This is a genomic window from Acinetobacter sp. 778_lipA, from assembly GCF_058242985.1.
Genome location: NZ_JBZAYT010000003.1, coordinates 35125 through 46928 on the forward strand (window position 1 = coordinate 35125; position 11804 = coordinate 46928).

Consider the following 11804-nt stretch of genomic DNA (forward strand, 5'->3'; position numbering starts at 1 on the left):
TGCTTATTCTAATTGTTTACTGACGGTTGTTTTTCTAAAACGACAACCAAGTATGAGGCATATTCTTTTAAAAATGAATTGCACATCAAGCTGTCTAGGTTTCTAAACAGTGGGCGTAAAATTGTTGGAATACGATGGATAGGAAAAAATAAAAAGCCCTGGCTTTCAACCAGCTTCCATTGAGTGCCAATCAGCTTTTCAATATCTGCCAATGTCATTTGATGAGCAGCATGCCAACTTTGTTGTTGATGCTTTACAGCTTGTCGACGTTTGGCGGAGGGGAAATCAAAAATAAGCTTGCCATTGGGTCTTAATTTTTGATGCGCCTCATTCAGAAACTGTTCTGTGGTTGCATGGTCTTGATGCATGATCACATGGAAGCTATAAATCACCTCAAGCTGGTAATTTTCGATTGGAATTTCAGTCAGAGTCCCTTCAAGCAAGATTTTATGTGGATATTTTTCTATTGCGACTTTCAGCATTTCAGGACTGAAATCTACACCGTAATCTGCATAATCGAGTAAACGACCTGTACCACAACCAATATCCATACAATATGTAGGTGCTGTTTTACTTAGAATACGCTTGAGAAAAACCCGCTCTTGTTGGTCTAAATATTGCCCGTAACTGTTGTTAAAACGGTTGTTATCGTAGTCGTGCGCAAGTTTGTTATAGTAATTTTTAATCTCTGAGTCAGGTTGATTCGACATTGAATAACTCTTTTTATTGACGAATAGAAACTAATTCAACTTATAAACTATTTTTTTGAAGATCACACGTTTTACACGCTAAAAACATGCCTATTTTTTCCTGTCGTCCTTGTTCTGTCAACACCCACGGAAGATTCTGCCAAGGAGGAAGATGACGCACATGTTGTTGATGCCCACATGCAAGTTTAGCCACATAATGTTGCTCCTCACCCAAATGAAATTCCACAATGGCTTGTTGCATTTCGATCATCATATTCACAATAATTGCTAAGAGTTTAGCGAAATTTCGAAAAAGTACACTACATTCTCCGCTATACTGCATTCAATCCAAAATTTTATAAGAGCATCAATATGCGCGTACTTGTTGTGATGGATCCCATCGAAAGTGTAAACCTGAAAAAAGACTCAACAATGGCAATGTTATGGGCGGCTGCACGTCGAGGGCATGAGTTAGGCTATGCATTACAACAAGATTTGTATATTGATCAGGGCAAAGCATTTGGTTTGATTTCACCTCTTCAGGTTTTTCAAGATTACGATCACTATTATGAGTTAGGTGAAAAAGCCAAAGAGTCACTTGCAGCTTATGATGTGGTATTGATGCGTAAAGATCCGCCTTTTGACATGAACTTTGTTTATACCACTTATATTTTGGAACAGGCAGAGCGTGAAGGGGTGTGGATTATTAACAAACCACAAAGTTTGCGTGATTGTAATGAAAAACTATTTGCGACCCAATTCCCAGATCTACAAGTACCCACTTTAGTGACCTCACAACAAAGTTTGATTCGTGAATTCCTAAAAGAACATGGTGACGTTATTGTTAAGCCACTAGATGGTATGGGCGGAATGGGGATCTTCCGTTTATATCAAGATGGCGTCAATATTGGCTCAACCATTGAAATTTTAACTGAAAATGGCACACAACCGATTATGGCACAACGTTATATCCCTGAAATTGTGGATGGTGATAAACGTATTTTGATGATTAATGGTGAGCCGGTACCTTATTGCTTGGCTCGTATTCCTCAAAATGGTGAGGTGCGAGGGAATTTGGCAGCGGGCGGTTTGGGTGAAGCTCGTCCATTGACTGAAAATGACAAAGCCATCGCAGCCAAAGTTGGACCATTCTTAAAAGCAAAAGGCTTGGTTTTTGTCGGATTAGATGTGATTGGAAATTATGTCACTGAAATCAATGTCACCAGTCCAACCTGTATTCGCGAAATTGATGATCAATTTGGTACTTCAATTGCAGATGATTTGTTTGATGTGCTAGAAGCAGGTCACTCAGCTTAATTTAAGCTGGGATACTGCATTCTAAATCTCAACTAAAAAATAGAGTCGTGCATGGCTCTATTTTTTGCTGTCGATTGGCTATAAAAATGATAAATCATCGAGAAATATAAAAAAATAACGTTTAATTCCACTTTTTTTAACAGATTAATGATAAAAGTAGTTTAAACTTTCAAATCAGTAGAAAAAAACAATGAAAGGCTTGGTGAAAAAAAGTAAATAAACTTTTCCCCATAGCGGATTGTGATTACAATTGGTTGTTTAAGACATTCGTTAATATTTATTTTTGCATTGAAGAATTAGACCGTGACCGAACCCCAGCAAAGCACACCTAAACACATCATGATGATGGCGGCAGGTACAGGTGGACATGTATTCCCTGCACTGGCAGTTGCAAAAGAATTGCAACAGCAAGGCAGCCAAGTGTCTTGGTTGGCGACTCCGACAGGTATGGAAAATCGACTTTTAAAACAACATGATATTCCAATCTATCAAATTGATATTCAAGGTGTACGTGGCAATGGAATTGTACGTAAATTAGCTGCACCATTTAAGATTTTAAAAGCAACTTTGAGCGCGATGCGCTATATGAAACAGCTCAATGTTGATGCAGTGGCTGGTTTTGGCGGTTATGTTGCGGGGCCAGGCGGTTTGGCTGCGCGTTTGTTGGGTATTCCTGTAATTATTCACGAACAAAATGCAGTGGCAGGCTTTACCAATACTCAACTTTCAAGAATTGCTAAAAAGGTCTGCGAGGCTTTTCCAGATACTTTTCCGAAAAGTGAAAAAATTGTGACGACAGGTAATCCTGTACGGGCAGAAATTACCGCAATTTATAATCCTTCTTTTCGTTATAAAGAACGCGAAAATGCGACTGAACCCTTACATATTTTAATTGTTGGTGGTTCTTTGGGTGCGCAAGCCTTGAATGAGTGTGTCCCTCAAGCCTTAAAACAATTTGATGTTCCATTAAAAGTGTTTCATCAATGTGGGCAAAACAAGCAAGAGATCACACAGGCTTTATATGCGGATGCACCTGAAAATATACAGGTTGAAGTTCAGCCATTTATTGAAGATATGGCATTGGCCTATAGCAACGCAGATTTAATTATTTGTCGTGCAGGTGCATTGACGGTCACTGAAGTGGCGACTGCTGGTGTGGCGGCTGTATTTGTGCCATTACCAAGTGCGGTAGATGATCACCAAACTGCCAATGCAAGATTTTTGGAGAAAACAGGTGCTGCGAAAATCTGTCCGCAGCAGAGCATGACTCCAGATTCATTAAAGGATTTATTAACACCGTTGATGAACCGCCAATTATTAATGGAAATGGCGGTAAAAGCTCGTCAACAAGCTCAACCAGATGCAACACAACGTGTGGTTGGTTTAATTCAAGATTTGTAAGTTAGAGTTGATTATGTCTCCAACAAGCCCTGCTGATAAAGCAAAAAACCTAATTAAAATTCCAGAGATGCGCCGTATTAAACATATCCATTTTGTGGGTGTCGGTGGTGCTGGAATGTGTGGTATTGCAGAAGTATTGAAAAACCAAGGCTATAAGGTTTCTGGTTCTGACATTAAGGCATCAAAAACGACGGCTCAACTTGAAGAAAATGGAATTAAAGTTTTTATTGGACATACTGCAGACAATATTAAAGGTGCAAATGTACTGGTTGTCTCTACTGCAATCGACCCTGAAAATTTAGAAGTAAAAGCAGCAATTGAAAACCGTATACCGGTAGTTCGTCGTGCAGAAATGTTGGGTGAATTGATGCGTTACCGTCATGGTATCGCTGTTGCAGGAACCCATGGTAAAACCACGACAACCAGTTTAGTGACCTGCATGCTGGCAGAAGAAAACATGGATCCAACTTATGTGATCGGTGGTCTGTTAAATCGTACGGGTGTTAACGCAGCTTTGGGTGCCAGTCGTTTTATTGTCGCTGAAGCAGACGAATCAGATGCGTCATTCTTACATCTAGAGCCTATGGCGGCCATTGTCACCAATATTGATGCAGATCATATGGATACCTATGGGGGTAGTTTTGATGTACTCAAAGACACCTTTATTAAGTTCTTACAGAAAATGCCGTTCTATGGCTTGGCTGTAGTCTGTGGTGATGATGCCAATATTCGTGAAATCATGCCACGTATTGGTCGTCCAGTATTGACCTATGGTTTTAATGAAGACAATGACATTCGAGCAATTGATGTTGAACAAGTCGGTATGCAGTCAAGCTTTACCGTATTACGTAAAGGTCGTGAGCCATTACGTTTAACTATCAATCTTCCGGGGTTACATAATATTCTAAACGCATTGGCTGCTATTGGTATTGCAACGGATGAAGGTGTGTCTGATGCTGCGATTGCACGTGCCTTAGAAAGCTTTAGTGGTGTAGGTCGTCGTTTCCAAGTTCAAGGTGAGTTTGAATTGGATGAAGGTACTGTAAAACTGGTTGATGATTATGGTCATCACCCGAAAGAAGTTGAAGCAACCATTAAAGCTGCACGTGCCAGCCATCCAGATCGCCGTTTAGTAATGATGTTTCAGCCACACCGTTATAGTCGTACTCGTGACTGTTTTGATGATTTTGTAGATGTGTTGTCACAAGTCGATCAATTATTATTGTTAGAAGTATATCCTGCAGGTGAGAAACCGATTGTTGGTGCAGATAGTCGTTCTTTAGCGAGGAGTATTCGTTTGCGTGGGGAAGTTGAACCGATTTTGATTGATCCAGTGGAAGGTAATTTACAGAACGCGATACAAAAAGTGTTACAAGCGAATGACTTGTTATTAACACAAGGTGCGGGTAACGTGGGAGCAATTTCTGTAGAATTGGCTCAAAATCAACTGTATTTAAAATAATTGATTTGGTTTTGTTTAAACTTGGATTTAAATAAAGCCTAGAAATTAAATTGACTAACTTATAAGTTTAAGGATTTAAACGTGTCAAATGCTTCTAAATTCGGCAAAGTAGCGGTGTTGCTTGGTGGGAAATCTGCTGAGCGTATGGTGTCATTAGATAGTGGTAAAGCTGTTTTAGAAGCATTATTACGTTCGGGGGTGAATGCGGAAGGCTTTGATCCACAAGAGCGTAGTGTGACGGAACTTGTAGGTTATGATCGTGCATTTATTGTGTTGCATGGTCGTGGTGGTGAAGATGGTCAAATCCAAGGCGTATTAGAATGGATGAATGTACCGTATACAGGTACAGGTGTTCAGGGCTCCGCTATTGGGATGGACAAAGTTAAAACCAAACAAATTTGGCAAGGTTCAGATTTACCGACGGCACCCTATCGTATTATTTCTAAAGATTCTGATTTAAATGAAGTGATTGAAAGCCTTGGTTTACCGCTAATCATTAAGCCTGTACATGAAGGTTCTAGTGTAGGTATGAGTAAGGTTGAAAAAGCTGAAGATCTTACTGCTGCAATTGAAAAAGCCACAATACATGATGCAGTTGTGATGGCGGAAAAATGGATCACGGGGCGGGAATATACTATTTCTTTCCTTAATGGTTTGCCACTGCCAGTCATTCGTTTGCAACCACCTGCTGATGTTGCATTTTATGACTATGAAGCAAAATATAACCGTAATGACGTGGAATATGGTATTCCATGTGGTTTAAGTGAGTCAGAAGAAAAGAACTTACAGGAATTGTGTTTACGCGCTTTCCAAGCAGTTGGTGCTAGTGGTTGGGGGCGGATTGATGCGATGTTAGATGAACAAGGTAATTTCTGGTTATTAGAAGTAAATACTGTACCAGGTATGACCAGTCACTCGCTTGTTCCTAAAGCTGCAAAAGCTGTAGGTTATAGTTTTGATGAACTGTGTGTTGCGATTTTAGCGCAAACACTCACGGAACAAGCACACTAAGTTTATGGCTCAACTTCCTGCTTCGATGCGTCGCAAACGTGCGGCAATTACATCAATACACGATAGGCCGCCAACACGTCAGGAAAAGCTTCTCAACGTGGGGAGCTGGTTGCTTATGGTTATTGCTATGGCTGTGTTATTTGCAGGAATCTATGGTCTGTATAAAGTGATTACTGATGCTCGGGTAGCCACCCTTCAAGTGGTAGGTACTACCTCATCGGTAGAGTCACAAGCGATTACACAACATTTGTCACCTGTTGTTAAGAATAATTATTTCACCTCGGATTTAGAACAGATTCGAGATAAAGCACTTGAAGTATCATGGGTGGATCGTGTCGTGGTTTCTCGAGCATGGCCAAATGGTATTCGCGTGCGAATTATGCCACGTCATGCAATCGCACGTTGGGGAACCGGGCGATTACTCAGTGATGCTGGAGATGTCTACTCAGAAGCGGTGGCGAAGAATTATTCAAACCTGCCATTGCTTCATGGGCCACTCAGCCAATCCAAAGTCATGATGCGTCGCTATAATGAAATTAATCAATTATTTCACCCAGTCAATTTACGGTTAAAAGAGCTTTATCTTACTGAACGTATGACTTGGTTTATGCAGTTTGATTCAGGGCTACGGGTGATTGTAGATCAAGATCAGACCATGAGTAAGCTACAACGTTTAAGTCACTTGGCTCAAACAGATTTGCAACCAGCTTGGTCGAATATATCCGCAATTGATTTGCGCTATCGAAATGGTTTGGCAATTCAATGGAGAAATTCTATTTCGCCAAAGATTGTGAATGGTCAGTTTGTTGTAACCAGTAATGACATAAGCGTTGCAGGTGGGATGGTTGCACAGCCATAATACGTGGCTTGAAAAAGAGGCATATAGCCAAACATAAACAATGAAGATAATGGTAGCAAAGTGATGAATGAAGCTGTTCCCTCAGTTGTTGCAATTGACATTGGGACACATAAAGTTTCAGTACTGATTGGTAAAGTACATGCCCCTGATAATATTCAGGTTATTGGCATGGCAAGCGCACGCAATAAAGGAATGAATAAAGGCAAAATTGTGAGCCTTGATAAAGTCACAAATGCAATTAAACAAGCCGTTCAAGAAGCTGAAGATATGGCTGAGTGTCGTATTCATTCAGCTTGGGTTTCAATTCCAAGCACCGAATTACAAAGCCATTATGCGATTGGTCGTACGCCGATTTCAAATTCAGAACATACCATTACTACAACTGAAATGGTGCGTGCATTAGAGCTTGCTAAAGCCAGCCATATGACAGCCGATCATTACTTAGCAAGTGCAGTACCTTTAGGTTTTGAGCTGGATGATTCGAGTGAGTGGGTGCAGAACCCAATCAATTTATCTGCCAATAGTATGACAGCCCATTATCAATTGATGATGATGCCAATCAGTACCATGCAGAACTTGGATCGTGCAATGAAAGGTGCCAATATTTCGGTTGAAAAAATGGTGGTGTCTTGTTTAGCAACTGCAGAAGGCAGTTTGCTTAAAGATGAAAAGGAATATGGCGTTTGTTTGCTCGATATCGGTGCTGGAACGACCAATATTGCGGTCTATATTGAAGGGCATTTGGCATTAGCCCATACCATTCAATGTGGCGGTGAAAATGTCACACGTGATATTGCAACTGTGCTGCAAACCACAACTGAAGAAGCTGAACGGATTAAGTTACTGCATGGTTGTGTCGATATTCATCAAGTCAAACCAGATCATATGATTCAGTTTGAGGCAATTGATGGCCCACAAACCATTAGTCGTATTGAGTTGACTGAAATTATTATCGCACGTTATGAAGATATCTTAAGTAAAGTACGATACGAATTAGAACAACGTAGTGCACTACAAAGTTTGTATCATGGTGTAGTACTGACAGGTGATGTTTGTCAGATTGAAGGCATGGTGACATTGGCTCGTCGTATGTTGGGTATCTCTGCACACTTAGGCAATCCACCATTACAAGTGGTGACCGATGATCAGAATTTACCATCTTTACGTCGTTCAATGTATGCTACGGCAGCAGGGCTACTATTGTTTAGTCAAAGTGACATGCAAGAGGCGATTGAAGAGCCTGAAGTTCAAGGTGGAAGACCATTCTTTGATCGGATTGTGAATGGTTGGAATGCCTTAAATAACAAATTAAAAGGTATTTTTTAGGTGTGGTTTTTTGGGGAATATTGTTAGGAAGTTGTAAGTGTTCTGTCCAATACTTGACAAGCTCTGCAATGAACAGCATCCTAAAAACAATTTTTATTATTGAAGATCAAGGCAGTATACGGGCTTAAGTGACTGCCAAATTATATTAGGAAATCTAAAGGTCATGGCCTCATTTGAATTTTTAGACGATGGACAAACCGATAACAACGGTCAAGCCCGTTTTACTGTGTTTGGTGTTGGTGGCGGCGGTGGTAATGCTGTACAACACATGGTGCAATCTGACATTAAAGGTGTGAAATTTGTTTGTGCAAATACAGACAAGCAAGCCCTTGATCGAATGAATGCTCCTTTCAAAATGCAACTTGGTGAGCAAAGCACACGTGGTTTGGGTGCTGGTGCCAATCCAGATGTAGGTCAAATTGCCGCTGAAGAAAGTCGTGAGCAAATCCGTCAACACCTTGAAGGTGCGGATATGGTGTTTGTGACTGCTGGAATGGGCGGTGGTACAGGTACAGGTGCTGCACCAGTTGTTGCTGAGATTGCTCAAGAAATGGGCATTCTTACTGTGGGTGTGGTGACAACGCCATTTAACTTTGAAGGTCGTCGTCGTCAACGTTCGGCTGAAAAAGGCATTGAAGCATTAGAACAACATGTTGATTCTTTAATTATTATACCGAACCAACGTTTACTCAGCGTTTATGGTGACATCTCTATGCAAGATGCTTACCGTAAAGCAGATGACGTATTGCTGAATGCAGTACGTAGTATTTTTGATCTAGTTGTTCGTCCGGGTCACATTAACCTTGACTTTGCTGACTTGAAAACTGCGATGAGTACACGTGGTTATGCGATGATGGGTGAAGGCAAGAGTAGCGGTCCAGACCGTGCTGAAGAAGCTGCACGGTTGGCGATCCGTAGTCCGTTATTGGATAATGTAAATATCATGAATGCTAAAGGAGTGTTGATTAACATCACTGGCGGCGCTGATGTGACTTTACGTGAAACCGAAGTGATTACAGATGTTGTGAACCAGATTGTTGACCTTGAAGAAGGTGAAGTGTTCTTTGGTACGGTATTTGATCCAGATGCGCGCGATGAAATTCGTGTCACTGTGATTGCAACAGGTTTAACACGTAATGCCAGTGATGCCACTGAAGCAAAACGTAGAACCCATATCAGTAACGTTGCGCAGTCATATAGCCAACAAGCCAGCCACAGCACTGTTGTTGATGAAGATGATGTTCCGGCGATTAATAAACGTCAAGAAGACGGTGCACCTGTTGCAGCACCAAGTTCAAGTGGTCGTTCTACGCCAATGAGTATTCAAGATTATTTGAAAAATCAACAGCGTAAATAATTGATAATTATTAAAAATAATTAAGATTAACGAAAAAGGTAGTGAGATTCATTACCTTTTTTGTTTTTTATCAATGGCTAAATGTGCTAACGTATAGCGGATTTGAGAATGAAGACCGAATTAGCATGTTGAAACAACGTACCCTGAAGCGAGTCGTTAAAGCGAGTGGCATCGGACTACATAGCGGACAAAAAGTCATGATTAACTTTTTGCCACATGTGGCGGACGGGGGTATTGTATTTCGCCGTATCGATTTAAATCCACCTGTAGATCTTCCAGCAGATGCAATGCTAATTCAAGAAGCATTCATGTGTTCTAATTTGGTCAGCCATGAAACTAAAGTTGGAACCATTGAACATGTGACCAGTGCAATTGCAGGTTTAGGTATAGATAACCTGATTATAGAAGTATCTGCTTCTGAAATACCGATTATGGACGGTAGTGCAGGCCCATTCATATATTTACTTATGCAGGGTGAATTAGTCGAACAGGATGCACCGAAAAAATTTATTCGGATTCTCAAACCTGTTGAAGCATTGATTGAAGATAAACGCGCGATTTTTACCCCACACGATGGTTTTCAAATTAATTTTACCATTGACTTTGATCACCCAGCCTTTGCAAAAGAATATCAGTCAGCAACCATTGATTTTTCTACAGAAACTTTTGTTTATGAAGTGAGTGGTGCACGTACTTTTGGTTTCATGAAAGATTTAGATTATTTAAAAGCCAATAATCTGGCGCTAGGTGCAAGTTTAGATAATGCTGTCGGTTTAGATGATACTGGCGTAGTCAATGAAGAAGGTCTACGTTTTGCCGATGAGTTTGTTCGCCATAAAATTTTGGATGCTGTGGGTGATTTGTACCTACTTGGGCATCAAATCATTGCCAAATTCGATGGCTATAAATCGGGTCATGCACTTAACAATCAGCTTTTACGCAATGTTAAAAGCGATCCAAGCAGCTATGAAATTGTAACATTTGATGACGAGAAGCTGTGCCCAATTCATTTTGTCAACGTGACATAAGTCTTTGTCTTTTAGGCATTGTGTTATAATGTAACAATGAAAAGTGTGATATTTATCATATTTTGATCAGTTTTAACCTTAATTTAATCTAATCAGTTTACTTTTTATTGCTTGCCAAACGTAGTAAAGCTTGGCTAAGCTTAGGGTCGCTCACAAAACTAGCGGCATTTTGTAACATTTCAGATGTTGCAGGTTGTATGCTTCTTACAGTTTTATGGGATTGTAGGGGTGTTTCAGTATTGCTGTTTTGAATACGTAAACGAACTTGCAGTTTTTGTAAATCACGAAGTTCGTTGATTTGTGATAATTGAGAAATATACTGTTTTTGAAGATAACCGAGTTGACTAATCATGGCTTGATTTTCACCGGTGATGGTCAAAATACCGTATTGATAACAGACAACTCGCCAATCCTCAGGTTGAGGGAGTAGCGGTTGAATTAATTTAGTAAGTTTTTGCCATTCGGCAACTTGCTTTGTAAGAAACGATAAGTTTCCTGTTTTTAAGTGTTGTCTTGTTGGTTGAAAGACGTTTTTTGGTTCAGACATACATGGTTCCTACATATTTATGTCCTATCTTAAGCGTTCATTTTGATAGATATCAAGGATGAGATCACTCAAGAAACTTGACTAAGAACAGTTAAAGAGGTTTTTATGCATACGCGACGTATTTTATTGGCTTTTACTTTAGCAGCTTCCGCTGCAACTGCTGCATTTGCAGACTTGGTTCAATCACCAGATCGTTTAGAACAATTATCAAAGACTTTATCACAAGGCTCTTACAATCCAGATGATTTAGATCTTCCTGCTTCAGCAAAGATGAATATTACTTTGCGTAGCAAAGATGTACCAATCGAGTTAAACAATGCAAGTATCGCTAAAAAATACGGTTCTAGCTCAAACTCTGCTTCTCGTTATACTGCAAACTCTCCATATTCTTGGTTAGTCACTCATCCTCTGCCGGATATGAAGCGCGTAAGCTCTGACTTCGGTGGTCGCACAATGGGTGGTCGTGCCGAACATCATTCTGGTTTAGATCTTTCAGCGCCAAGTGGTACACCAATTTATGCAACAGGTCCTGGTATTGTCACCAAGTCTGGTTGGGGTACGGGTTATGGTCAATATGTAGAAATCAACCATGGCAATGGCTATATCACGCGTTATGCACACGCTTCACGTCTAATTGCACGTGTAGGTGATCAAGTTAAGGCAGGTGAACATATTGCCAACGTGGGTTGTACTGGTCGTTGTACTGGTCCACATTTACATTATGAAGTAGTGAAAGATGGTCAACGTAAAAATCCATCTTCTTACTTAGCAATGTTACCATAACCTTAACCCTTTCATTGTTGAAGG

The 11804-nt window shown here is 40.4% G+C and carries 12 protein-coding genes; 9 read left to right on the top strand and 3 right to left on the bottom strand.

Features of this window, described 5'->3' with window-relative positions; genetic code table 11:
- Positions 1-8: 8 nt before the first annotated feature.
- Positions 9-710: a class I SAM-dependent methyltransferase gene (locus AC4CUY_RS21890; RefSeq protein WP_490774714.1), complete on the bottom strand. Its 702-nt coding sequence runs from the start codon at positions 708-710 to the stop codon at positions 9-11.
- Positions 711-750: 40 nt separating this feature from the next.
- The gene (locus tag AC4CUY_RS21895; protein WP_490774721.1) at positions 751-951 is read right to left on the bottom strand and encodes a DUF3565 domain-containing protein; all 201 of its coding nucleotides are present in this window, start codon (positions 949-951) and stop codon (positions 751-753) included.
- A 110-nt stretch (positions 952-1061) separates the two neighbouring features.
- Here AC4CUY_RS21895 and gshB point away from each other — a divergent pair, with 110 nt between their 5' ends.
- The 8 genes from gshB (at position 1062) to lpxC (ending at position 10450) form a co-directional block, all read left to right on the top strand.
- Entirely contained in the window at positions 1062-2006 is a 945-nt protein-coding gene (gene gshB / locus AC4CUY_RS21900; RefSeq protein WP_490774715.1) for a glutathione synthase, read from the top strand.
- A gap of 303 nt (positions 2007-2309) precedes the next feature.
- Entirely contained in the window at positions 2310-3407 is a 1098-nt protein-coding gene (murG, locus tag AC4CUY_RS21905; RefSeq protein WP_336952467.1) for an undecaprenyldiphospho-muramoylpentapeptide beta-N-acetylglucosaminyltransferase, read from the top strand.
- A 13-nt stretch (positions 3408-3420) separates the two neighbouring features.
- Entirely contained in the window at positions 3421-4869 is a 1449-nt protein-coding gene (gene murC / locus AC4CUY_RS21910) for a UDP-N-acetylmuramate--L-alanine ligase (protein WP_336952465.1), read from the top strand.
- Positions 4870-4950: 81 nt separating this feature from the next.
- A complete protein-coding gene (locus AC4CUY_RS21915; protein ID WP_336952463.1) occupies positions 4951-5880 on the top strand; it encodes a D-alanine--D-alanine ligase in 930 nt (309 codons plus the stop codon).
- Positions 5881-5884: 4 nt separating this feature from the next.
- Positions 5885-6739: a cell division protein FtsQ/DivIB gene (locus AC4CUY_RS21920; protein WP_336952461.1), complete on the top strand. Its 855-nt coding sequence runs from the start codon at positions 5885-5887 to the stop codon at positions 6737-6739.
- Between the two features lie 63 nt (positions 6740-6802).
- Positions 6803-8065, top strand: a complete 1263-nt coding sequence (ftsA, locus tag AC4CUY_RS21925) for a cell division protein FtsA (RefSeq protein ID WP_336952459.1) — start codon at positions 6803-6805, stop codon at positions 8063-8065.
- A 163-nt stretch (positions 8066-8228) separates the two neighbouring features.
- Positions 8229-9422, top strand: a complete 1194-nt coding sequence (gene ftsZ, locus AC4CUY_RS21930) for a cell division protein FtsZ (RefSeq protein WP_336952457.1) — start codon at positions 8229-8231, stop codon at positions 9420-9422.
- 125 nt (positions 9423-9547) lie between these two features.
- Positions 9548-10450 carry a UDP-3-O-acyl-N-acetylglucosamine deacetylase gene (lpxC, locus tag AC4CUY_RS21935; RefSeq protein WP_016539103.1) on the top strand — a complete coding sequence of 301 codons (903 nt, stop codon included), beginning with the start codon at positions 9548-9550 and terminating at the stop codon, positions 10448-10450.
- A 97-nt stretch (positions 10451-10547) separates the two neighbouring features.
- Here the strand turns inward: lpxC and AC4CUY_RS21940 are convergent, their stop codons facing one another.
- Positions 10548-10997, bottom strand: a complete 450-nt coding sequence (locus AC4CUY_RS21940; protein ID WP_336952455.1) for a DUF721 domain-containing protein — start codon at positions 10995-10997, stop codon at positions 10548-10550.
- Between the two features lie 105 nt (positions 10998-11102).
- Here AC4CUY_RS21940 and AC4CUY_RS21945 point away from each other — a divergent pair, with 105 nt between their 5' ends.
- Positions 11103-11780 carry a M23 family metallopeptidase gene (locus AC4CUY_RS21945; RefSeq protein ID WP_336952453.1) on the top strand — a complete coding sequence of 226 codons (678 nt, stop codon included), beginning with the start codon at positions 11103-11105 and terminating at the stop codon, positions 11778-11780.
- Positions 11781-11804 lie beyond the last annotated feature (24 nt).

Excerpts from the sequence above, each read along its gene's own strand:
- AC4CUY_RS21895 (WP_490774721.1), bottom strand. The coding sequence starts at position 951 with ATGCAACAAGCCATTGTGGAATTTCATTTGGGTGAGGAGCAACATTAT.
- gshB (WP_490774715.1), top strand. The coding sequence starts at position 1,062 with ATGCGCGTACTTGTTGTGATGGATCCCATCGAAAGTGTAAACCTGAAA.
- AC4CUY_RS21920 (WP_336952461.1), top strand. The coding sequence starts at position 5,885 with ATGGCTCAACTTCCTGCTTCGATGCGTCGCAAACGTGCGGCAATTACA.
- ftsA (WP_336952459.1), top strand. The coding sequence starts at position 6,803 with ATGAATGAAGCTGTTCCCTCAGTTGTTGCAATTGACATTGGGACACAT.
- murC (WP_336952465.1), top strand. The coding sequence starts at position 3,421 with ATGTCTCCAACAAGCCCTGCTGATAAAGCAAAAAACCTAATTAAAATT.
- AC4CUY_RS21940 (WP_336952455.1), bottom strand. The coding sequence starts at position 10,997 with ATGTCTGAACCAAAAAACGTCTTTCAACCAACAAGACAACACTTAAAA.
- ftsZ (WP_336952457.1), top strand. The coding sequence starts at position 8,229 with ATGGCCTCATTTGAATTTTTAGACGATGGACAAACCGATAACAACGGT.
- AC4CUY_RS21890 (WP_490774714.1), bottom strand. The coding sequence starts at position 710 with ATGTCGAATCAACCTGACTCAGAGATTAAAAATTACTATAACAAACTT.
- AC4CUY_RS21945 (WP_336952453.1), top strand. The coding sequence starts at position 11,103 with ATGCATACGCGACGTATTTTATTGGCTTTTACTTTAGCAGCTTCCGCT.
- lpxC (WP_016539103.1), top strand. The coding sequence starts at position 9,548 with ATGTTGAAACAACGTACCCTGAAGCGAGTCGTTAAAGCGAGTGGCATC.